Origin of the sequence: Sphingomonas sp. Leaf5 (assembly GCF_001421155.1) — a bacterium.
In the GTDB taxonomy this organism is placed as follows: Bacteria; Pseudomonadota; Alphaproteobacteria; order Sphingomonadales; family Sphingomonadaceae; genus Sphingomonas.
In genome coordinates, this window is record NZ_LMJZ01000020.1 from 1 (window position 1) to 21,210 (window position 21,210).

The 21,210-nt window shown below is 66.7% G+C and carries 25 protein-coding genes, 1 tRNA gene and 1 pseudogene; 13 read left to right on the forward strand and 14 right to left on the reverse strand.

What is annotated here, in order from left to right; all coding sequences use genetic code 11:
- Positions 1 to 8: 8 nt before the first annotated feature.
- Together ASE50_RS12450 and ASE50_RS19750 are read right to left on the reverse strand one after the other, a co-directional pair.
- Positions 9 to 1,007: an IS30 family transposase gene (locus ASE50_RS12450; RefSeq protein WP_056400893.1), complete on the reverse strand. Its 999-nt coding sequence runs from the start codon at positions 1,005 to 1,007 to the stop codon at positions 9 to 11.
- Positions 950 to 1,159 (reverse strand): annotated as a pseudogene (locus tag ASE50_RS19750) (helix-turn-helix domain-containing protein); the annotation flags it as partial. The gene ASE50_RS12450 and the pseudogene ASE50_RS19750, both read right to left, overlap by 58 nt.
- Before the next feature lie 437 nt (positions 1,160 to 1,596).
- Here ASE50_RS19750 and ASE50_RS12455 point away from each other — a divergent pair.
- Positions 1,597 to 2,202, forward strand: coding sequence for a YceI family protein (locus tag ASE50_RS12455; RefSeq protein ID WP_056400896.1), 606 nt, complete (start codon positions 1,597 to 1,599; stop codon positions 2,200 to 2,202).
- A gap of 18 nt (positions 2,203 to 2,220) precedes the next feature.
- Here the strand turns inward: ASE50_RS12455 and ASE50_RS12460 are convergent, their stop codons facing one another.
- Positions 2,221 to 2,604, reverse strand: coding sequence for a BLUF domain-containing protein (locus ASE50_RS12460; protein WP_056400898.1), 384 nt, complete (start codon positions 2,602 to 2,604; stop codon positions 2,221 to 2,223).
- Between the two features lie 255 nt (positions 2,605 to 2,859).
- Between ASE50_RS12460 and leuA the strand changes: the two genes are divergently transcribed.
- Positions 2,860 to 4,536, forward strand: a complete 1,677-nt coding sequence (gene leuA, locus ASE50_RS12465) for a 2-isopropylmalate synthase (protein WP_056400901.1) — start codon at positions 2,860 to 2,862, stop codon at positions 4,534 to 4,536.
- Positions 4,537 to 4,816: 280 nt separating this feature from the next.
- Here leuA and ASE50_RS12470 read toward each other — a convergent pair whose 3' ends face one another.
- Both ASE50_RS12470 and ASE50_RS12475 read right to left on the reverse strand, forming a co-directional pair.
- The gene (locus ASE50_RS12470; RefSeq protein WP_055761337.1) at positions 4,817 to 5,089 is read right to left on the reverse strand and encodes an SWIB/MDM2 domain-containing protein; all 273 of its coding nucleotides are present in this window, start codon (positions 5,087 to 5,089) and stop codon (positions 4,817 to 4,819) included.
- Positions 5,090 to 5,248: 159 nt separating this feature from the next.
- A complete protein-coding gene (locus ASE50_RS12475) occupies positions 5,249 to 7,900 on the reverse strand; it encodes a TonB-dependent receptor (protein ID WP_056400902.1) in 2,652 nt (883 codons plus the stop codon).
- Between the two features lie 204 nt (positions 7,901 to 8,104).
- Here ASE50_RS12475 and folE point away from each other — a divergent pair, with 204 nt between their 5' ends.
- From folE to ASE50_RS12495, 4 genes are all read left to right on the forward strand, one after another.
- The gene (gene folE / locus ASE50_RS12480) at positions 8,105 to 8,728 is read left to right on the forward strand and encodes a GTP cyclohydrolase I FolE (protein WP_056401392.1); all 624 of its coding nucleotides are present in this window, start codon (positions 8,105 to 8,107) and stop codon (positions 8,726 to 8,728) included.
- 34 nt (positions 8,729 to 8,762) lie between these two features.
- Positions 8,763 to 9,308, forward strand: coding sequence for a hypothetical protein (locus tag ASE50_RS12485; RefSeq protein WP_056400906.1), 546 nt, complete (start codon positions 8,763 to 8,765; stop codon positions 9,306 to 9,308).
- Between the two features lie 47 nt (positions 9,309 to 9,355).
- Positions 9,356 to 9,432 (forward strand) — tRNA-Arg (locus ASE50_RS12490).
- A gap of 86 nt (positions 9,433 to 9,518) precedes the next feature.
- Entirely contained in the window at positions 9,519 to 10,007 is a 489-nt protein-coding gene (locus ASE50_RS12495) for a hypothetical protein (RefSeq protein ID WP_056400909.1), read from the forward strand.
- Here the strand turns inward: ASE50_RS12495 and ASE50_RS12500 are convergent.
- Genes ASE50_RS12500 through ASE50_RS12515 form a run of 4 tightly spaced genes read right to left on the reverse strand, consistent with a single transcriptional unit; the run spans position 9,969 to position 12,268 of the window.
- The gene (locus tag ASE50_RS12500) at positions 9,969 to 10,397 is read right to left on the reverse strand and encodes a DUF1178 family protein (RefSeq protein WP_056400913.1); all 429 of its coding nucleotides are present in this window, start codon (positions 10,395 to 10,397) and stop codon (positions 9,969 to 9,971) included. The genes ASE50_RS12495 and ASE50_RS12500 overlap by 39 nt on opposite strands.
- Positions 10,394 to 11,218 carry a carbon-nitrogen hydrolase family protein gene (locus tag ASE50_RS12505; protein ID WP_056400916.1) on the reverse strand — a complete coding sequence of 275 codons (825 nt, stop codon included), beginning with the start codon at positions 11,216 to 11,218 and terminating at the stop codon, positions 10,394 to 10,396. Before ASE50_RS12505 ends, ASE50_RS12500 begins: the two co-directional genes overlap by 4 nt.
- Entirely contained in the window at positions 11,215 to 11,472 is a 258-nt protein-coding gene (gene grxC / locus ASE50_RS12510; RefSeq protein ID WP_055994693.1) for a glutaredoxin 3, read from the reverse strand. Before grxC ends, ASE50_RS12505 begins: the two co-directional genes overlap by 4 nt.
- Positions 11,473 to 11,503: 31 nt before the next feature.
- Positions 11,504 to 12,268, reverse strand: a complete 765-nt coding sequence (locus ASE50_RS12515) for a ComF family protein (RefSeq protein ID WP_321163377.1) — start codon at positions 12,266 to 12,268, stop codon at positions 11,504 to 11,506.
- A 10-nt stretch (positions 12,269 to 12,278) separates the two neighbouring features.
- On the opposite strand from ASE50_RS12515, the gene ASE50_RS12520 reads away from it, so the two are divergent.
- Positions 12,279 to 13,115 carry a class I SAM-dependent methyltransferase gene (locus tag ASE50_RS12520; protein ID WP_056400919.1) on the forward strand — a complete coding sequence of 279 codons (837 nt, stop codon included), beginning with the start codon at positions 12,279 to 12,281 and terminating at the stop codon, positions 13,113 to 13,115.
- A 165-nt stretch (positions 13,116 to 13,280) separates the two neighbouring features.
- Here the strand turns inward: ASE50_RS12520 and ASE50_RS12525 are convergent, their stop codons facing one another.
- Entirely contained in the window at positions 13,281 to 13,667 is a 387-nt protein-coding gene (locus ASE50_RS12525) for a (deoxy)nucleoside triphosphate pyrophosphohydrolase (RefSeq protein ID WP_056400922.1), read from the reverse strand.
- A gap of 83 nt (positions 13,668 to 13,750) precedes the next feature.
- On the opposite strand from ASE50_RS12525, the gene ASE50_RS12530 reads away from it, so the two are divergent.
- Together ASE50_RS12530 and ASE50_RS12535 are read left to right on the forward strand one after the other, a co-directional pair.
- Positions 13,751 to 13,942 (forward strand): Flp family type IVb pilin, encoded by a 192-nt coding sequence (locus ASE50_RS12530; RefSeq protein WP_056400925.1) that lies wholly within the window; start codon positions 13,751 to 13,753, stop codon positions 13,940 to 13,942.
- 130 nt (positions 13,943 to 14,072) lie between these two features.
- The gene (locus ASE50_RS12535) at positions 14,073 to 14,252 is read left to right on the forward strand and encodes a Flp family type IVb pilin (protein WP_055997017.1); all 180 of its coding nucleotides are present in this window, start codon (positions 14,073 to 14,075) and stop codon (positions 14,250 to 14,252) included.
- Between the two features lie 64 nt (positions 14,253 to 14,316).
- Here ASE50_RS12535 and ASE50_RS12540 read toward each other — a convergent pair whose 3' ends face one another.
- Genes ASE50_RS12540 through ASE50_RS19250 form a run of 4 tightly spaced genes read right to left on the reverse strand, consistent with a single transcriptional unit; the run spans position 14,317 to position 18,095 of the window.
- A complete protein-coding gene (locus tag ASE50_RS12540) occupies positions 14,317 to 15,264 on the reverse strand; it encodes an acetyl-CoA carboxylase carboxyltransferase subunit alpha (RefSeq protein WP_056400928.1) in 948 nt (315 codons plus the stop codon).
- A gap of 11 nt (positions 15,265 to 15,275) precedes the next feature.
- Positions 15,276 to 16,175: a tyrosine-type recombinase/integrase gene (locus ASE50_RS12545; protein WP_156347467.1), complete on the reverse strand. Its 900-nt coding sequence runs from the start codon at positions 16,173 to 16,175 to the stop codon at positions 15,276 to 15,278.
- A gap of 5 nt (positions 16,176 to 16,180) precedes the next feature.
- Positions 16,181 to 17,977: a hypothetical protein gene (locus tag ASE50_RS12550; protein ID WP_056400931.1), complete on the reverse strand. Its 1,797-nt coding sequence runs from the start codon at positions 17,975 to 17,977 to the stop codon at positions 16,181 to 16,183.
- Positions 17,958 to 18,095: a hypothetical protein gene (locus ASE50_RS19250; RefSeq protein WP_200909539.1), complete on the reverse strand. Its 138-nt coding sequence runs from the start codon at positions 18,093 to 18,095 to the stop codon at positions 17,958 to 17,960. The genes ASE50_RS12550 and ASE50_RS19250 overlap by 20 nt, the downstream gene beginning before the upstream one ends.
- Before the next feature lie 90 nt (positions 18,096 to 18,185).
- Here ASE50_RS19250 and ASE50_RS12555 point away from each other — a divergent pair, with 90 nt between their 5' ends.
- The 4 genes from ASE50_RS12555 (at position 18,186) to ASE50_RS12565 (ending at position 21,206) form a co-directional block, all read left to right on the forward strand.
- On the forward strand, positions 18,186 to 18,737 hold the full coding sequence (locus tag ASE50_RS12555) for a shikimate kinase (protein ID WP_056400934.1): 552 nt from the start codon (positions 18,186 to 18,188) through the stop codon (positions 18,735 to 18,737).
- The gene (gene aroB, locus ASE50_RS12560; RefSeq protein WP_056400937.1) at positions 18,734 to 19,834 is read left to right on the forward strand and encodes a 3-dehydroquinate synthase; all 1,101 of its coding nucleotides are present in this window, start codon (positions 18,734 to 18,736) and stop codon (positions 19,832 to 19,834) included. The genes ASE50_RS12555 and aroB overlap by 4 nt, the downstream gene beginning before the upstream one ends.
- Complete coding sequence (locus tag ASE50_RS18320) at positions 19,834 to 19,983, forward strand: DUF2256 domain-containing protein (protein WP_082439004.1); 150 nt, start codon at positions 19,834 to 19,836, stop codon at positions 19,981 to 19,983. Before aroB ends, ASE50_RS18320 begins: the two co-directional genes overlap by 1 nt.
- 65 nt (positions 19,984 to 20,048) lie before the next feature.
- Entirely contained in the window at positions 20,049 to 21,206 is a 1,158-nt protein-coding gene (locus tag ASE50_RS12565) for a GGDEF domain-containing protein (protein WP_082441987.1), read from the forward strand.
- Positions 21,207 to 21,210: the final 4 nt, after the last annotated feature.

A 21,210-nucleotide genomic window follows, 5' to 3' on the forward strand; every position in this document is an offset into this window, starting at 1 on the left:
ATGTGGATTCACGTTTGAAGTGCACCGGTTGAGATGCGCAGGAATGCCTCGGCGGGGGTTTGGAAGTCGAGACATTTTCTGGGGGTGTCGTTGATGCGCTGTGCATAGGCGCGCAATTGGTGTGGGGTGAGGGTATCGAGATCGGTTTTGCGGGGCAGGAAGCGTCGCAGACGGCCGATGGTGTTTTCGATGCCGCCCTTCTGCCATGGGCTGCGCACGTCGCAGAAGAAGGTCTGCAAGCCGAGATCGTGCAGGCGATGATGTTCGGCGAACTCGGTGCCGTTGTCGAAGCTGATGGTCCGGCGGAGTGCCTGGGGCATATCGTACAGTTGGCGTGCGATACATTGCACGGTCATCGCCGCCTTGCGGGCAGGCGGCCGGTCGAGCAGAGTGAACCGGGTGGTAYGCTCGTGCAGGACCAGAACATTGTGGCCATAGGCAGCGAACAGCATGTAGTCGGCTTCCCAATGCCCTGGCTGCTGGCGGTTTTCGGCCTCTGGCGTGCGCTCGGCGATGGGCCTGCGCATCCGGATGAAGCTGGCAGGGCTGCCGCCACGTCGGCCGTAGCGCCCACGCCGGGACTTGGCGCSCGGCAGCAGGCGATGCCAGTAATCCTTCTGGGCCGAGCGGTGATAGACAAAGCGGTAGATTGACTCGTGGCTGATGACGGTGCGACCAGCCTCACGCGCCAGTCGGCCGGCGATCTGCTCGGGCGAATGTCCCATCGCAAGGCTTTGCCGGACACGGTCCTGCAGGTCCGGCTGGCGCACCAGCTTGAAGCGGCAGTTCCATCGTCGCCGACGCAGCGCGAGTTCCTGCGCTCGCACCGGGGCATAGCCGCCCGGCCATATCCTGGTCGTCCGGCTGTTGCGTCCGATCTCGCGGCTGATCGTCGTATGGCTACGCCCAACGGCAGCACCAATCCGTCGCCATGACCAGCCACACTGCATCAGCCGGGCAATCTCGATCCGCTCGTCAAGGCTGAACTGCCTGTAATCTCGTCCCATCGCGCTGCCACCTTATCGATGGTGCACTTCTTTCGTGAACTCAGCGAATCCATAGTGATCGTCGTATGGCTACGCCCAACGGCAGCACCAATCCGTCGCCATGACCAGCCACACTGCATCAGCCGGGCAATCTCGATCCGCTCGTCAAGGCTGAGCTGCCTGTAATCTCGTCCCWTCGCGCTGCCACCTTATCGATGGTGCACTTCTTTCGTGAACTCAGCGAATCCATATACGCTACCGTCACGGCTCCAGCACAAGCGCCGCGTATATGAGTTCCAGCCTGCGCGGGAACGACGAGTGGCTCGCCGATATCCTTCGCCGGCCCGGCGGAGGCCGGGACCCATGGACACGGTAAGGTCGCGGATCGATCGACAGCCCCCGACACAATGGATTCCGGCCTACGCCGGAATGACGAGGTGCATAAGGCAACCTCCTTCACCCAAACCGGCGACATAGGTGCGGCCCGGACAGATCACCCTTGCACGGCACTGAAATCGAAACCGATCGTTTCGCATCCGGTATTTGACCCGAAACGCTGCGCCACCGACAAAGGCGTATCGATTTTCGCCTCGACCGGAGAACATTTTCCATGCGCACGCCCCTGATCCTCGCCGCCGCCCTGTTCGCGGTTGCCGCCCCGACCGTCGCCCAGATGCCGGGTGCCCCCGACAAGGCCCGCGTCACCGCCGGCAACTACACCGTCGACACCGCCCACACGCAGGTCGCGTGGCAGGTGAACCATATGGGCTTCACGATGCTCGACGGCCTGTTCGGCGCGACCGGCGGCATGGCGACGATCGACCCCAAGAACCCGGCCGCGACCACGGTCAGCATCGATTTCAACATCGCCGATTCGCTGACCGTCACCAGCCCGCAATTCGCGAACCACCTCAAGTCGAAGGATTTCTTCGACGTGGCGACCTATCCGACCGCCAAGTTCGTCTCGACCCGCATCCAGCCGATGGGCGACCATTGGATGATGACCGGCAACCTGACGATCAAGGATCAGACGAAGCCGGTCCAGCTGGCCGTCCGCTTCATGGGCGCGGGTGAGAACCCGATGAACAAGAAGAAGAATGTCGGTTTCACCGCCACCGGCAGCATCATGCGCAGCCAGTTCGGCCTCGGCTTTGCGGTGCCGGCGGTATCGGACAAGGTAGACTTGACCATCAACGCCGCGTTCGTCGCAGCCTGATCGGTCGGTGCGCGCGGTTCAGGCCGCGCGCATCCCGGCAAATCCTTCGAAGGTGCCGCGAACGCTGGGCGCGGCATGTTCGACCAGTTGCGCGACCTGCGCGACTGCACCGCCCTTGCCGTCATCGGCGGCCATGGCCCAATCCCCGAACTCGCGCGCCTCGACCGGGCGTCGCGACAGCACCACAAGCGCGAAATGACGTGGATCGGTCGCGATTCGTGCATAGGCCGCCTCGACCTTCGCCGGATCTCCCTCCAGCGCCTGCAGGAAGCGCCGGCCCTTGGCGTGGAGCAGGCCGGTGATCCCGTCGCGGCGATTATTGCGGCGCGACTTGGCGAGAATATCGTCGAGGTCGACCGTCAGCCCGTTGCGCGCGGTACTGACGTAGATCAATTGCAGCATGACGCTCCGGTAGATTGCCCGTACATTGCGTCTGCGGTAGCCGATCAAATCTTACCAACCGGTATCGGCACCATCGGCTCTGGACTTTCAAACCGCTTTTGCCCACAGACGCGCCATGGTCCGCGCATTCGCCAACCAGCTGCGACTTAGCCGCCCTTAGGGCCGGATCGCACGCGCGTGCGCCTGTCCTGAGGGAGTATCGAACCTTTCGGCAGATACCGGCGCCCCCGCGCCAAATACAGGCTAGACCACGATATGTTGCGCGATCCTTCGACCAAATACCGCCCCTTCCCCACCGTCGACCTGCCCGACCGCCAATGGCCGTCGCGCACGATCACGCGCGCGCCACGCTGGCTGTCGACCGATCTGCGCGACGGCAATCAGGCGCTGATCGACCCGATGGGCGCGGAGAAGAAGAACCGCTTCTTCGACCTGTTGTTGAAGGTCGGTCTGAAGGAGATCGAGGTCGGTTTCCCGTCGGCGGGCGCGACCGAGTTCGATTTCATCTCGGGGCTGGTCCGGCAGGATCGCATTCCCGACGACGTATGGGTGCAGGTGCTGACCCAGTCGCGCCGCGACCTGATCGAACGCAGCTTCGAAAGCCTCGATGGTGCGAAGCAGGCGATCGTTCACCTGTACAATGCGGTCAGCCCGGCATGGCGGCGGATCGTGTTCGGCATGGAACGTCCCGAGGTGAAGGCGATCGCGGTTGCCGGTGCCAAGGTGCTGCGCGACGAAGCCGCCAAACGCCCGAACACCGACTGGCGGTTCGAATACAGCCCCGAGACCTTTTCGACCGCCGAACTGGATTTCTCGGTCGAGGTGTGTGCGGCGGTGATGGAGGTGTTGCAGCCGACCCCCGACTGCCCGCTGATCCTGAACCTGCCCGCGACGGTCGAGGCAGCGACGCCCAATGTCTATGCCGACCAGATCGAATGGTTCTGTCGCAACGTGCCGAACCGCGACAGCGTCGTCATCTCGCTGCACACCCATAACGATCGCGGCACCGGCGTCGCGGCCGCCGAACTGGGGCTGATGGCCGGGGCCGACCGGGTCGAGGGCTGTCTGCTCGGCAATGGCGAGCGGACCGGCAATTGCGATCTCGTGACCGTCGCGCTGAACCTCTACACCCAGGGCGTCGACCCGCAACTGACCCTGTCGGACATCGACGAGGTCGTGAACACGGTCAATTACTGCACCAACCTGCCCGTCCATCCGCGCACTCCCTATGCCGGGGATCTGGTGTTCACCGCCTTTTCGGGCAGCCATCAGGATGCGATCAAGAAGGGGATGGCGGCACAGGCGGTGCGCAACGACGGCCTGTGGGAAGTGCCCTATCTGCCGATCGACCCCGCCGATCTCGGCCGCAGCTACGAAGCGGTGATCCGCGTCAATTCGCAGTCGGGCAAGGGCGGCGTGGCGTGGGTGCTGGAACAGGACAAGGGCCTGAAACTGCCCAAGCGGTTGCAGGCAGATTTCAGCCGCCATGTGCAGGCGATGGCCGATGCGCTTGGCCGCGAACTGAACGCCGCCGACATCTGGACGGCATTCCACGACGCGTATCTGCCGCAGGGCAAGGATCGCTATGCGCTGATCGACTATGCCGAGACCCATGCACCGGGCGGCGGACCACCGCGCACGTTCGTCGGCCGGGTCCGGCTGGACGGTGAGGAACGATCGATTTCGGGCAAGGGCAATGGCCTGTTGTCGGGCCTGCTCGCGGCACTGCGCGAAGAAGGCGGGATCGACATGGACGTGATCGATTACAGCGAGCATGCGATCGGCCATGGTGCCGATGCGCAGGCCGCGGCCTATCTCGAATGCAGCCTGCCCGGTGGCCGGCGCGTGTTCGGCGTCGGCATCGACGGCGACGTCGCGACCGCCACGGTCCGCGCGGCGCTCAGCGCGGCCAACGCGGTGGCGCGGGGCTGAATTTGACTGCAACGACCTTGTTCTCGCACGGCGGGGACAGGGTCGAACCGGCGTCAGAAGACGATCCGCGCCCGCGCCGGCACCCTGTCCATGGCGGCGACGATCGCGAACGCGCTGTATCCTGTTGCGGATGGGCCCGGCACGTTCATGACATAAATGAACGCGGGTGTTCCCGATATCGACACCGCGACACATTGTCCCCAAACCAAAAACGCCGCCCGGCATCGACCGGACGGCGTCTGGTTCGTAACGGCGGCACCGGATATGGTGCCAGCCTGCGTTACTTCATGTGTGCGCTGAGCAGCTTGTTCATTTCGAACATCGAGCACGACTTCTTGCCGAACAGCTTTTCGAGCGTCTCGTCGGCCAAAATCTCGCGCTTGTCCTTCGGGTTCTGAAGGTCGTGCTTCTTGATGTATTCCCACATCTTGCTGACGACTTCGCTGCGGGGCAGCGGATCGGAGCCGGTGATCTTCGCCAGATCGGCCGACGGCGTCACCGGCTTCGCGATTCCGCCCCGGGCGCCGCCGGTCGTCGTGGTTTCCTTGGCCATAGTAGTTCTCCTATCCCCCTGCAGGGCCGCACCCTGTGGGCACGGCAGACCGGTGGTTATGCAAGGTTACGAAGCGGTTGTCGCGGGGGAAAAGCGACAAACCGCACCGTCCACCCTGCGAAATCACGCTCGCAACCGCGTAACCCGCGTCGACTGCGCTCAGAACCCAAACCGGGCGCGCACACCGTAGAGTCGTGGCATCGCCGGGTACACCCCATAAGTGCCGGTCTGTTCCGGAATCGCGAAGCCCGAAATATTGTAATACTGGTTCGTGATATTCTCGACGAAGAATTCCAGTTGCTTGCGGCGATCGTCGGTCGCGATGCCGATCTTGCCGTTCAGCAGCGGATAGCCGTCATTGCCGACCGTGGTCGTGCCGGTGCCGTCGCGGACGATCGACACGTCGCTGTTGTAGCGCATATCGACATGGAACAGCGCGTTGAGCGTGCCGGTCAGGCGCGGTTGCCATGTCGCCGCGACCGTCACGACGTTTCGCGGCTGGTTCAGGAACTGCCGCCCCTGCTGGTTCTGCAACGGGGTACCGCTGAAGTCGTTATCGGCATCGTAGGACGCATCGAGCAGCGTGTAGCCCAGCCGGAAGGTCAGATCCCGGATCGGCTGGATCAGCGACTCCAGCTCGACCCCCTTGGCCGTCGACCGCGGCACGTTCTGCACCACGAAGCTGTTGCCGGCGAAAATCAGCGACTGGAGCCCCTTGAACTTCTGATAGAAGAACGCGGCGTTGAACGAGAATTGGCGGGTGACGCTGGTCTTGAACCCCAGTTCGTAGCTGTCGACGGTTTCGGCTCCGAATTCCAGATCGGTGGCCTGTGCCCCGTCGCCGCCCAGCACCGTCGTGTCGAAGCTCGCCTGATCGAGGTTGTAGCCACCCGATTTGAAGCCGCGGTCATAGCTGGCATAGCCGAGAATGTCGGGCGTCAGCTTGTAGGCCAGCTTGGCGGTGCCGGTCAGGCGGCTTTCCGAACGATCGTGCGTGTAGTTGCCGTTGAATTCGCTCGACACCGCCGGGTTGCAGCTGAGCAGGAACAGGTTCTGGAACAGCGCCGGGCTCGCCGTGCGGATCGCGTTGCGATAGGTGACCGCGCGCGGATCGTTGCCGAGGAAGAATCCGCACGCCGACGGGTTGCTGTTGACGCTCGCCGCCAGTTCCTTGCGCTCGTAATTATAGCGCAGGCCCAGCGTCAGCGAGAGCTGATCGGTGATGTTGACAATATTGTGCGTGAACAGCGCGAACGCATTGGTATCGACCTGGAAATCGTCGTTGTTGTTGCCCTGTCCGGCGACATTCGGGGTCAGCGGCGTGTTCAGATAGGTGAACAGCGCCGATCCGGGCGGGGCCGCCGCCTGCAATTGCGGGCTCTGCGCATAGAGCAGCTGCCCGAACAGCGGCACCGTCCCCGTGGGCAACGCTGCGCCGCCCCGCAATGCGGTCACCAGCTGGGTAAAGGTCGGCACGTTGAAACTGCCGAAGAACTGCGCCTGTCGCCCGATCCCGCCGGCCGAAGCCGGTTGCCCCAGCACGCCGGCCAGCAGCGTATCGACATAGCGGTTGGCGTCGTTGCCCAGCCGCACCGTATCGCGCAGCTGGAGCTTTTCGTTCAGGTAGAAGCCGCCGACGAGGAAATCGAGCTTCCCGTCGAACAACTGGCCCTGCAACCGCACTTCCTGGGTAATGTCACGCAGCGACGAGCGATAGCCGTCGCGATAGGCGCGATCGATGCCCGAATAATCGATGTCCTGATTCCGCAGCACCCGGAAATCGCGATAGGCGCTAATCGAGGTCAGCTTCAGGTCGCCGATATCGGCGTTGATCTCGCCCGACACACCCCAGTCGCGGACCGCCTCGCCATAGTCGCGGTTGGGCGATGCGGCCATGCGCCGGTCGGACGGCGCACCGGTATAGATGCCGATGCGACCCTGTTGCGCGGCGATCGCCTGAATCGCCGGGGCCGTCGCTCCGCGCGTCCCGCTGACCACGCCGCAGCATTGTTCGTCGGTCTTGTAATAATCGCCGATCAGCCGGAAGCTGAACGCCGAGGTGTCGTACAGCGCCTGGCCGCGGACGTACCAGCGGTTGATGTCGTTGAACGCGCGGTCGGAATTGACGTCCTCGATATAGCCGTCTCGCTTGCGATAGCCGCCGTCGAGGCGCAGCGCGAGCTGTTCGGATACCGGCCCGGTCAACGCACCTTTCAGTTCATAAGCGTCGAAGTTGCCATACTCGCCCTCGACATAGCCACCGAGATCGAATTTCGGCAGCGCCGTCGTCACCGACAGCGCACCCGCCGAGGTATTGCGCCCGAACAGCGTCCCCTGCGGTCCGCGCAGCACTTCGACGCGCTCGACCTCAGGCAGTTCGGCGATGGCGATGCCCGCGCGCGAACGGAACACGCCGTCGATGAACACGCCGACTGCCGGTTCGAACCCCGGATTGTCGCCCGCCGTGCCGACACCGCGGATCGACAGCGACGTCGATACCGCCGACGACTGGCCGGTGGTCGTCTGGAGCGACGGCGCAAGCTGTTCGAGGCCGCGAATGTCGCGGATGCCGGCATCGTCGAGCAACTGCGCATTCACCGCGGTCACGGCGATCGGCACGTCCTGAATCGGTTCGGCGCGGCGGTTGGCGGTGACGATGATCTCGTTGCCCCAATCGTCGTCGGCGGTGGTCGTACCTTCCGACTGGACGGCAGCGGGTGCGGTCGCGGGCGTCGCAGTCTGCGCGATCGTCGGGCTGGCCCCGGCGACCATCGAGAGAGCGGTTGCGGCCAGCAATTGGAACTTCGTCATGACATCCCCTCCTCCGCGCTGCCGATATCGGTCCGGCTAATGCAGTTGGCATTTGGTGACGGAGCATCTATCCCGCGTCAACGGGCAACCTGCATCCCACGCAGCTTTTATCGGCGAACGGGTATGGAAACCACAGTCGCACCGCCGCAGGGATTTCATGCGGCGGATGCGAACAAGTTCGAATATCGGGAATGGACGACGACGATGTGTGACGCGAATGACGATGCCGCGACCGACGACTTGGTGGCATCGCCGCCGAAAATTCCCGTGCCCGATGACGTCGTGGAGGCGATCCGCACCCTGATCCGCTGGACCGGCGAGGACCCGACCCGCGAAGGGCTGATCGAAACCCCGCTGCGGGTTGCACGCGCATGGCGCGAATATACGCAGGGCTATGCCGACGATCCCGCCCGGCACCTCGAACGCGTGTTCGAGGAAGTCGGCGGCTATGACGAGATCGTCCTGCTCCGCGACATTCCGTTCCAGTCGCATTGCGAGCACCATATGGCACCGATCGTCGGCAAGGCGCACATCGCCTATCTGCCCCGCGATCACGTCGTCGGTATATCGAAGCTGGCGCGCGTGCTGCACGGCTATGCCCGGCGGTTGCAGGTGCAGGAACGCCTGACCGCCGAGGTCGCCGACTGCATCTGGAACGGCCTGAAACCGCGCGGCGTCGCGGTGGTGATCGAGGCGACGCATGGCTGCATGACCGCGCGCGGTGTGCGCACCCCCGGCGTCACCATGACCACCAGCCGCATGATGGGGGTGTTCCGCGACGACGAACGCAGCCGCAAGGAAGTGCTGGCGCTGATGGGGCGCGGCTGACGGAACGGGAGCGACCGGCCGACGTTTGCGCAGGATGAACCGTCGCATCGCCCTGCTGATCCCGCTGGCGCTGGCCGCCTGTTCTTCCGAACCGGCCGCTTCCACGAATGCGACGCAGGCGGCGATGCCGGTCGGGTCGCTTGGCGGCGTCGATCCGGCGGCGGGCGGCGGCGTCGTGTCGATTCGCGGCGTGCCGACCTCGCCGGCGCTTCATCCGGCGTCCGAATTGCAGCCGCTGGTCCGGGACGATCTGAAGGACAAGGATCTGCTGGGTTCGGGTTGCGCCTTTCACGCCGGTGCCGATGCCCCGATGCTGCTGATGGTCCGCGACGAAGGCGACGGGCTGGTCAAATATAAAAAGCGCTTCCACCGCATCACCGCCGCCACGCCGGGCCGGGAGGCGATAGAAGTCGGCGCGATCCTTGCCGGCGACGGCGTGTCGTTCACCCTTGCCCGTCAACCGGGCGATACCATGCCATCGGGGGGATCGTCCCGCGCATGGCCCGCGACGCTGACGATGCGCACCGCCGACAGCGGCGAGCGCATCTATCGCGACGGTCGCTGGGAATGCGGCAGCTGATCGCCGGGCGTTGCGTCATCAGCGATGGCATTCTACAGCGCGTCAATGGCCTCGTAGCTCAGCTGGACAGAGCGCCGCTTTCCTAAAGCGGGCGTCGGGGGTTCGAGTCCCTCCGAGGCCACCAGTCATCGTCCACGATCCGCTGCGGTCGGCGAACCGGGTGCAACCGTCGCGATATTGCCCTGATCCTGCCGCCGGCTGGAGCCTGCCATGCACGACCGGCCCGACATGGTCCTGCCGGAAACGATACGATCGATCGCCAGCCGCAGCGGGTGCAAATGGGGCTGGCGACCGGACGCGATAACGCAGGTGATCGATGCCGCCGAACAGGCAGGCCTGCTCAATATTGGTGGCCAATTGCAGTTCCGCCTGCCGGGAGCCACGTGCGAATGCTATTGGGTCGAGGTCGACGCGGTGGCGCAGGAACCAAGGGGCCTGCGCTGGACCGAACGCGTCGCGCGCGCCGCCACCGTCGCCCGACAGCAGTTTGCGGACATCGGCAATCGGTACGACTTCCTTTCAGAAGGGCGCGACGCATTCCCCGCTGCGTTTCACGCCTATGAGGCCAGTGGCGGCAACCTCGGCGACTGCCTCTGGTTCATCTGGTACCTCAAAGCCGACCGAACCCGACCGACCGACATCCGTTCGCGCGTGCTTGGGTTAATTCGCGCGTTCCGGCGGCACGACCGGCAACAGTAACGGCGCGACCGGTACGCCGTCCTCGACCAGCGCCTTCGCCTCGGCGCGGGTCGCCTGTCCGTGGATCGTGGCCGGTTCGGCATCGCCGACATGCATCGCCCGCGCGCGATCGGCAAAGGCGGTACCGACCCATTCGCTGTTCGACAGCGCCGCCTGTTGCGCCTGCGCCAAAGCCTGCAACGCCGCCTTCATCGCCTCGGGCGGCGGTCCGGCGGAGCGGTCGCCTTTCGGGCTGATATTGGGAGCCATCACCGCCTTCTCGATCGTCGCGTCGTCGCAGAACGGACAGCGGATCAGCCCCTGCGCGCGTTGATCGGCATAAGCACCGCTCGATGCGAACCACGCCTCGAACACATGCGCATTGCCACAGCGCAGGTCGAACACGATCACGCGACGGTACCGACCGGCGGGATCGCCCGGCGATGCGCCAGCACCGGTATCCGCGCGCGCACCGCATCGACCTGCGCCGGATCGATATCGACGAACCCGACCCCTGCCGCCTCACCCATGTCGAGCAGCACCTTGCCCCAGGCATCGATCACCAGCGAATGACCGAAGGTCGTGCGGCCGTCGGCATGCTGCCCGGTCTGTGCCGCGGCGACGACGAACGCCCCGGCCTCGATCGCCCGCGCGCGCAGCAGCACATGCCAATGCGCCTGTCCGGTCGGCACGGTGAATGCCGCCGGCACCGACAGCAACGTCGCACCGGCATCGGCCAGGGCCCGGAACAGATCGGCGAAGCGCAGATCGTAACAGATCGCCAGCCCGACCTGCCCGACCGGCGTGGCGACGACGCTGGCGCTGTCGCCCGGCGCATAGCTGGCCGATTCGCGCCAGCTTTCGCCGGTCGGCAGCGTCACGTCGAACAGATGCAGTTTGTCGTACCGCGCCCGGATCGCGCCGGCCGGGTCGATCATATAGCCGCGATTGGCGAGCCGCCCGTCGGCCAGCCGGATCGCCAGCGACCCGAGATGCACCCAGATGCCCGCTTGTGCCGCCGCCGTGCGGACCGCCCGCAATACCGGATCGGCGTCCTCGGTCGCGATCGACGCGGCGGCACGGTCGCGATCACGGTCGATCAGCCCCGACATTTCGGGGGTGAACAGCATCGCCGCGCCGCCCGCCGCCGCCCGTTCGATCGCATCCAACAGCACCGCTGCATTGGCGTGCGGGTCGATCCCCGCCGTCATCTGAAGCAGTGCGAGCTTCATGCGTTCAGCAGCGCGTCCAGCTTGCCCGCCCGTTCCAGCGCCGCCAGATCGTCCGACCCGCCGACATGGGTATCGCCGACGAAGATCTGCGGCACCGTCGTCCGGCCGTTCGACCGCGCCAGCATCTCCTGCCGCTGCGGCCCGCCCATGGTGATGTCGATCTCTTCATAGGCTGCGCCCTTTTCATCGAGCAGCCGCTTGGCGCGCGTGCAATAGGGGCAGAATGCCTTGGTGTAGATGAGGATACTGGTCATGACGCTGAGGTGTGACCGGCGATCGGGCTTGTCAATCGTCCGCACCGACGACCCGTGCCCAGCACAGGATCGTGACGCGCGATGCACCTGCCGCGCGCAGCACCTTGGAACAGGCCGCCGCCGTCGCGCCGCTGGTGTGGACGTCGTCGATCAGGACCACCGACTGACCGGCGACCGACGCCGGATCGACCATGACGAACGCGCCGCGCACCGCCTGCGCACGCTTGCGGCCGTTCATGCCTTTCAGCGGTGGGGTGGCGCGGGTTCGCCGCAACACGTCGCGCGCGACCGGCACGCCCGACAGTCGCGACAATCCGGCGGCGATCAACAGTGCCTGATTATAGCCGCGCGTCCACAACCGCCGCCGGTGCAGCGGCACCGGCACGAGCAGCGTCGCATCGTTCGTCAGATGGCGGTGCATCAACCGCGCCATCGTCGTCGCCAGCGCCAGCCGCCCGCCATATTTCAGCTTCAGCGCGACATCGCGCGCCACCGGGCCATAGGCGACGGCGGCGCGCAGCCCGTCATGCGCCGGCGGACGAACGAGGCACGGCGCACATCGCAGGTCCGGCCCCCGATCGATCGCGAACGGCGCGCCGCAGGTGGCGCAGGCCGGATCGCCCAGAAAGCGCAACGCCGACCAGCATCCCGCACAGAACCGATGGTCCGCCTCGACCACCTCGCCACAGCCCGGACAGCGTGGCGGCAGCGCCAGCGCGACCAGCCGGGTCAGTGCAGCGACGGGGGCGCGGGCGAGCAGCATCGCCCCCTTGTCGCCGCCCACGCCACCCGGCACAAGCGGCCGCGTGACCGCCCCCGACCTCTTTGCCCGCCACCGCCGACGCCTGCACCGCGACCGCGCCCAGCCCGGCTTCGCGCGCGCCGACTTCCTGCATCGCTACATGCTGGAGGGGATCGAGGATCGGTTGCAGGCGGTGACCCGCCAGTTCACCGACGTGCTCGACCTCGGCTGCCACGATGCCGCGTTCGCCCCCCCGCCCGGCACCCGCATCGCGCGACTCGATCCGGGCTTCGCCTTTGCCCGGGCGGCGGGCGGCGTGCAGGGGGACGAGGATCGGCTGCCATTCGCCGATAATGCCTTCGATCTGGTGGTGTCGGTCGGGGTGCTGGACGGCGTCAACGACCTGCCCGGCGCGCTGACGCTGGTCCGGCGGACGCTGCGCCCAGACGGTCTGTTCCTCGCCGCCTTTACCGGCGGGCGGACGCTATCGACCCTGCGCCAGTCGCTGCTGACCGCCGAGGCCGATCGCCCGGCGGCGCGGGTCCATCCGCAGATCGACCTGCGGTCGGCGGGCGACCTGCTGGTCCGGGCCGGCTTTGCCCTGCCGGTCGCCGATTCGGAAACGCTGACGGTGCGCTATGCCGGCATGGGCAAGCTGGTCGACGATCTGCGCGGCATGGGTGCGACCGGCCTGCTCGAGCCGGCGCCGCTCGGCCGGACCGGCCTGATGGCGGCGGCCAGCGCCTTTGCCGATCGCGCCGATGCCGATGGCCGGACCGCCGAGCAGTTCGAGGTGATCTACCTGACCGGCTGGGCCCCTGCCCCCAGTCAGCCGCAACCGGCCCGTCGCGGCAGCGCCACCGCCTCGCTCGCGGACACGCTGCGGCCCAGAACCGATTGACGTTCAGCTGTCAGGCCAGCGAGCTGCTCCCCTCCCTGACAAGGGAGGGGTTGGGGGTGGGTCGGTCCGGGGCTGGCGGATCGCTCCCTTGCAGGCCAACCCACCCCCGACCCCTCCCTTGTCAGGGAGGGGAGCAGTAGAAGTCTTACGGAATATTGATCGGCCCTAGACAAGCGTTTCGAGCAGGCCGATCAGCGGCCGGTCGGCGGGTGGCATGGCCAGCGCGTGCAACTGCACCGGCCGCAGCCATCGCAGCGCGGTTGCGTGGCGTGCGACCGGCATCCCCTGCCATTTGCGCAGGGCGTAGAGCAGCAGCAGCAGATGCCGATCGCCCAGCGGTTCGCTGGCAAAGGCGGCGGGCGCGAGGCAGCTGTGATCGACGACGATGCCCAGTTCCTCGTCCAGTTCGCGGACCAGCGCCGCCTCCGGCGTCTCGCCGGGTTCGATCTTGCCGCCGGGAAATTCCCACAGACCCGCCATCGCCGTTCCGGGCGGGCGTTGCTGGACCAGCACGCGGCCATCGCCGTCGATCATCGCGGCGGCGGTCACCATCAGGAAACTGGAGTTCGGTGTCGACAATTTCTTAACCTCGTGCGCCGTAGGGGTCGGTCCGGTCATAGCGGAGTAGGTAATCCATGCGATGCACGCTGCGCCTGTTGCGCGGTCTTTGGCGGGATCGACGCGGGGCCACCGCCATCGAATATGGCATCCTCCTCGCCATGATCGCCATCGCGATCTCTGCCGCCGTCGCCGGGCTGGGCGATGTGAACGGCGGCATCTGGAATGGCGTCGCGACCAACGTCATCGCGCACAGCCGGATCGGTTAACCATCAAAATATCGCTGGTAACCGTTCTGCTTAAAACTTTATCAACCGAGTTCTTCCTACTGTTCGCATGCTGACCGGGCATCGTCCGAACGGCCGGGAAATTGAAGCACGCAGAACCATGGAGACCCAGATGCAGAAGATCCGCACCTTCCTGAAGAACAGCAAGGGCGCCACCGCGATCGAATACGGCCTGATCGCCGCGCTGATCGCCGTTGCCGCCATCACCGCCATGCAGGGTCTGGGCAATCAGCTCAGCAAGACCTTCAACAACGTTTCGGGCCAGATGGGCGCGACGAAGGCTGGCGGCTGATCTCAGCCATCACCGGATGCAAGGGGGCGGCGGGACTTCGGTTCCGCCGCCCTCTTGTTTTGGATCACAGCCGGCCCATCTTCAGGAACTTCTGACGCCGCGCCTGCCGCAGCGACGCGGCTTCCATCCCCGACAGGTCACCCAGCGCCTGATCGATCGCATCGCCCAGCGCCGTGATCGCCGCATCCCTGTCGCGATGCGCCGCGCCCAGCGGTTCGGACACGATCCGGTCGATGACGCCCAGCGACTTCAGGTCCTGCGCGGTCACCCGCATCGCCTCGGCCGCTTCGGGTGCCTTGTCGGCGGTGCGCCACAGGATCGACGCGCACCCCTCGGGCGAGATCACCGAATAGACCGCATGCTCCATCATCAGCACGACATTGCCCGCCGCCAGCGCGATGGCACCACCCGATCCGCCTTCGCCGAGAATCGCCGACACCATCGGCACGCCGAGGTTCAGCGCCGCCTCGGTCGACCGCGCGATCGCCTCCGCCTGTCCGCGCTCCTCGGCCTGGATACCCGGAAACGCGCCCGACGTGTCGACCAGCGTCACCACCGGCAGGCCGAACCGATCGGCCAGCTGCATCAGCCGGATCGCCTTGCGATAGCCCTCGGGCTTGCCCATGCCGAAATTGTGGCGCAGCCGGCTGGCGGTATCGTCGCCCTTTTCATGCCCGATCACCATGACCTTGCGGCCCCGCAACCGGCCCATCCCGCCAAGGATCGCCGAGTCGTCGGCAAAGGCGCGGTCGCCGCCCAGCGGCATGAAATCCTCGATCAGCCCGGCGACATAATGTTTGAAGTGCGGCCGCTCGGGATGCCGGGCGACCTGCGTCTTCTGCCACGGGGTCAATCTGGTATAGGTTTCGCGCAGCAGCCGGTCGGACTTGGTCTGCAACCGCCCGATTTCGGTGGCGATGTCGAGCTCGCCGTCCGCGGCGGTATCGCGCAGTTCGTCGATCCGCGCCTGCAATTCGGCGATGGGTTTTTCGAAATCAAGGAAGCTTGCCATGGGTCCGCGCCCTATGGCCGTGTCCGCCCGGCGTCAATCAGCGGGTGGAGTTCGCTCACCAGCCGGACCAGCCGCGACGCATCGACATGGGTATAGATTTCGGTGGTCGCGATATCCGCATGGCCCAGCATCGCCTGCAACGCGCGCAGATCCGCGCCGCCCTCCAGCAGGTGCGTGGCAAAGGCATGGCGCAGCACGTGCGGGCTGATCCGGTCGGGCGATATCCCCGCCTCTCCGGCCAGCGCCCGCACGATCTGATACAGCCGCATCCGGCTCAGATGCGACTTGCCCGACGGGAACAGCCACGGGCTGGCCGCTGGCACGTGCGCACGCCAGCGGACGACGGCGGCGCGCGCGCGGTCCGACAGCGGCACCATCCGCTCCCGCCCACCCTTTCCCTTCAGGATCAGATAGGGCCGGTCCGACACGATCGCCCCGCGCGGCAGCGACACCAGTTCGGTCGCGCGCAGGCCCGATCCATAGAGCAGCTCGAACAGCGCCGACAGCCGCAGGTCGTTGCGATCGGGCGGCACCCGGGCGATCCGCGCGTCGATCGCGGCGAACATCGCCTCGATATCGCCGCCCGACAGCGTCTTGGGCAGCGGCCGCGACGTGCCCGGCCTGGGCAGCGCGCTCCCCGGATCGTCGGCGCGCAACCCTTCTTCGGCAAGGAACGCATAGAACCGCCGCAGCGCCGACGCCTTGCGCGCGACGGTCGATTTGGCCAGCGTCGCCCAGCCATCGGCCAGCCGCCCGATGGCGGCGGCATCCGCCTCGGCCAGAGCCCCGCCCAACGTCTCCGACGCCAGCGACAAATCGGTGCGATAGGCTGCGACGGTATTGCGCGCCGCCCCCGCCTCCGCCGCCATCATTTCGAGGAAGCGGTCGATCAGCACCCGATCGCCGCCGATGCCGCTCACGTCCGCGCGATCGCCTCGGCGGCGATCATCCGCGCCTCGCCCTCACGCCCCGCCGCCCGCAGCGCCGCGACGATGTGGAACAGCGCCACCGGCGACACGCCGCGCCAGTCGCGCGTCTGCATGCCGGTCGCGGCCAGCAACAGGACGGTGCCGGCTTCCCCGCGCACCCCCGACCGGTCGATCGCATCGGTCCAGGCGTTGCGCGCACCGATCGCGACGTTCAGGTCGCGGGCCAGCCCCTGCACCTGATCCTGCGGCAACCGCCCGAGGCCCGCCAGCCCAGCGAACAGCAACTGACCCTTGCGCCCGTTCTGACCGGCATAGTCCGACACGGCCCCCACCGCGACCGACCGACCCATCGGATCGGCAAGTGCCAGCATCGCCCAGCCGTCGCTGCCAACCGGCACCACCGAACGCCAGCGCAGCGCCGGCAGGTCGAGCCCCGCGGTCAGCATCGATGCGATCAGCGAATCGGCATCGGCGACATGATCGGCCACCGGCGCGATCATCGCCGCCGCCCGCGCGGTCAGCACCCGCCGGGCATGGCCGAGCGGCGAGGTCGCCGCCGGTTCCCAGAACTGCCGCAACACCGCCAGCCGTGCGTCGTCGCTACCGGTAAAGGCGGTCCGCAAATCGGTGGCGAGCGCGCTTTGCGAACTGCTGGCATCCTCATCAGTCAGCAATTGCGCATACAGGTCGACCAGCGCCTCGCTGGACAACACCCCCTGCGCCGCCGCGAACTCGCCATCGGTCAGCCGGACGTTGGGCGCGAATTGCGGCGCGGTGGCATGCCAGTAGCGGACCTGCGGCCCGACTCCGTCGAACATCGCGGGCGGCACCGGCGTCGCGCTGGCGGCGGCCATGCCATAGCGCCATGCCGTCAACCGGTCGACGCCGTCCCATTCGATCGTCGCCGCCCGCCGACCCTGCACGCCCTTGCCGACCAGCTTTTCGGCCAGCGCGACGTCGATCGCGCCGCCACCCGGTGCCTGTCGCCGCGCCTGATCGACGATCCGCCCGGCCTCGCGCGGCTGCCCCGACAGGCCGAGGCAGACGGCATTCGCCAGTCGCCAGCCGCGCTCGTTCGAAACCCGCATCGCCGGCTGGACCAGTGGGCACAGCCCCGCCGGATCGCCGGTCGCCAGCAGCGACTGCATCGCGATCTGGTATAGTTTGGGCGTGTAGTTGTCGATATCGACCGACTGGACCAGCGCGCGCGCCGCGGGTGCTTCGCCCATGCGGACCAGCAGCCATGCACGTTCGGCGGCGAAGTCCGCGCCGTCGACGCCGGTCGGCGTGTCGAGATCGGCGACCAGCGCGCGGCGAAGCGCGATCGAGACCCAGCGCGACGCGACCGGCGCATCGAGCGCGCGCATGATCCGTTCCAGCCACGGACCGTCGACCGCGCCGAACGCATCGCGCGCGAAATCGCTGCCCTGTCCGGCAATGCCGATATTGTTCAGCGACCGGCGGGCGAAGTCAGGCAATTCATATTGCCTGAGCGCCGCAGCATCGATCGGCACCGTCGATGCCGATGGCGTGGGCGTCGGGGTCGGCGGCGCGCCGGGGACGCCCGGCAAGGGCTGAACGATCGGCGCGGGCGGCGCGAAGTTCGGTCCGCCCGGCACTGCCGATCCACTGGGGCGGGGGGGCGGCGTCGGCGCGGGGGCATCGCCAAACCCAGGCGGCAACAGCGATTCGGGCACGTCCTGACCCGTAGCCGGTACCGCGATGGCGATCAGCGCCGCGGCTGCGACGCCGATCCGCAACCGGTCAGTTCGCGAGATTTTCAAGCGAGACCGCCTTTTCGATCTGGGTCGGCTGCTGCTCGGTCGAACGCCCCGCCAGCAGGAACATGCCCGCGATCAGCGCGACCACGACGACGAGAAGGATGACAAGCGAACGCGACATGGATCAGATCGTCCCGAAAATATGGACCGGACAAAGATGGCGAAGCGCCTTTTGCCCGATCGGTTGGGCGGCTGTATAGCCCAACGTTCAATGCTGCAAATTCAAGAATCCATCCCCCAACCGCCGCCGCGCTGGACCGGACGCCCGATCGTCCTGGTCGGGTTGATGGGCGTCGGCAAATCGACCGTGGGCCGACGTCTGGCCCAGCGGATGAAGCTCGATTTCGTCGATGCCGATCACGAGATCGAACATGCCGCCGGCATGACCATCGCCGAAATCTTCGAACGGTTCGGCGAGGCGCATTTCCGCGACGGCGAACGCCGCGTCATCGCCCGCCTGATCGACGGCACGCCCAAGATCATCGCGACCGGCGGCGGTGCGTTCATGCAGGAGGAGACCCGCACGCTGATCCTCGACCAGTCGCTGGCGATCTGGCTCGACGCATCGCCCGACATTCTCGCCGAACGGGTCCGCCGCCGCGACACCCGCCCGCTGCTGCGCGGAAAGGACCCCCGCGAGGTGCTGACCGAACTCGCCCGCGTCCGCAATCCGGTCTACGCGCTTGCACCGATCCATATCGTCAGCCAGCACGCACCGCACGACGCCACCGTCTCCGCGATCCTGAAAGCCATCGGCCAATGACCGTCATCCCCGTCGCGCTTGGCGACCGCAGCTACGACATCGTGATCGAGGACGGGGTGCTCGCCCGTGCCGGCGAATATCTCGGCCCCATCGCCCGTAGACGGCGGATGGTGATCGTCGCCGACGCCAATGTGGCGATGCATCTGGCGACGCTGCGCGACTCGCTGTCGGCGGCCGGCGTGGACAGCGAAGCGATCGAGATCGCGGCAGGGGAAGGATCGAAGAGCTGGGCGACGCTCGAACGTCTGCTCGATTCGCTCCTCGCGCTGGGGATCGAACGCGGCGACCATATCGTCGCGCTGGGCGGCGGCGTGATCGGCGATCTGGTCGGTTTCGCGGCGGCGATCCTGAAGCGCGGCTGCGGCTTCGTACAGGTGCCGACGACCTTGCTGGCGCAGGTCGATTCGTCGGTCGGGGGCAAGACCGGGATCAACACCCGCGCCGGCAAGAATCTGGTCGGTGCCTTTCATCAGCCGGCCCTCGTCCTGATCGATCCGACCACGCTCGACACGCTGCCCCCGCGCGAAGTGCGCGCGGGCTATGCCGAGGTCGTCAAATACGGCCTGATCGACGACCCCGACTTCTTTACGTGGTGCGAAGCGAATGGCGCGGCCTTGCTGGCCGGCGACCCCGCCGCCCGCGCCTATGCCATCGCCCGCTCGGTATTGGCCAAGGCGCGGATCGTCGGTGCCGACGAACGCGAGACGACCGGCACCCGCGCGCTGCTCAATCTCGGCCACACCTTCGGCCATGCGCTGGAGGCGGAGGCCGGCTTCGACGGGTCGCTGCTGCATGGCGAGGGCGTTGCCGCCGGCATGGCGCTGGCCTTCGCCTATTCCGCCGAACAGGGATTGTGCAGCCGGCAGGATGCCGATCGCGTCGCCGTGCATCTGCGCGCCGCCTGTCTGCCCGACGGACTTGCCGCCGCCCGCATCACCGCATCGGGCGAAGCGCTGGTCGCGCACATGCTCCACGACAAGAAGCGCGAAGGCGGCACGCTGCCCTTCCTGCTCGTTCGCGGCATCGGCCAGACCTATCTCGATCGCTCGGTCGATCTGGATCAGGTCGCCGCATTCCTGAACCGTCAGCCCCGCTGATGCCGCAGGGCGTCGCCAAGCGGGATCTGCCGACCAAGATCTGCCCGGTGTGCGAACGCCCCTTCGCGTGGCGCAAGAAATGGGCACGCGACTGGGACAATGTCGTTTATTGTTCGGACCGTTGCCGCCGTACGGGAACACCGCGTTAACGCGATCGAAGGCGCCATACGATATCCGGCGACGCTCGTGGTAGTTGGAGCGTGGGTCGGCCGTCATGGATCATCAACGAAGGGCACGGCTCGGCGGTGACTGCGGGGTGCTTGCCTGGCTGGTCGACCCGACGACCGACATTCCCCGCGATGCCCGTCCGCTCCTGTACGGCGCGCTGCTGGCCGCCCCGGGCGTCGTCGTCATCGGCGTACTCAGCAGCCTCCTGATTACCGTCGCCGCAGCCATTCGCACCGGGCTGACGCAATTCTGGATCTTCGCCGCGATCGACATCACGCTGCTGCTGCTCCGCCTGCGTGCGGTCCGGCGCTGCCAGCGTCATTTCCGGGCCGGGACGCTCCCGACGATCGATCGATCGGTCCTGCTCACGATCGGCTGGTGCGCGTTGCAGGGTATTGTCGCCTTCGCCATCGGGCTGACCGGCGATCTGCCGACGATCGTCATCACGACCGCCTTCATCCTCGGCCTCGTCGCACCGATTTGCGCGCGCAATCACACTGCGCCCCGACTCGCGGTAACGCTGGTGTTGTTGTGCGATGTTCCGTTCAAGATCGGACTGGCCCTGAGCGGGCATCCGATCCTGTGGATTCTGATCCCGTTGTCCGTGCCCTTGCTGGCCAGCGTTCGCGTCCTGCTACGCAATTTCACCACGATCCTTGCCGCATCGCTCAACGCCGCCGAACGGAACCGCTTGCTGGCGGGACACGATCCGCTGACCGGCCTCGCCAATCGCTACGATCTCGACGCCCAATTGGCGCGGCTGACCGCCTCCCCCGAACATCCGCTGGCGCTGCTGTGCCTCGATCTCGACCGGTTCAAGCCGATCAACGACCGGTTCGGCCATGCCGCCGGCGATGCGGTGCTGGTCGGGGTCGCCGAACGGCTGCACGCCGTGGCTGGTGAACACGCACTGATCGTGCGGCTGGGCGGGGACGAATTCCTGCTTGCCCTCCCCGGCCTGTCGCCCGGACAGGCCCAGTCCCTCGCCGAGGGACTTGCGCGCACAATTTCGGGCAGCAGCTACCCAATCGACTCCGGCGAAACGATCACGGTCGGGGTCAGCATCGGCTATGCCTGCTTCCCCGACGACGCGACCTCGCTCTCCGTCCTGCGCAACCGCGCCGACGATGCGCTGTATTCCGCCAAACGCGGCGGCGGAGTACGGCGGTACGATCCGCAGGCGGCGCTCACCCACGTCGCCTGAACGG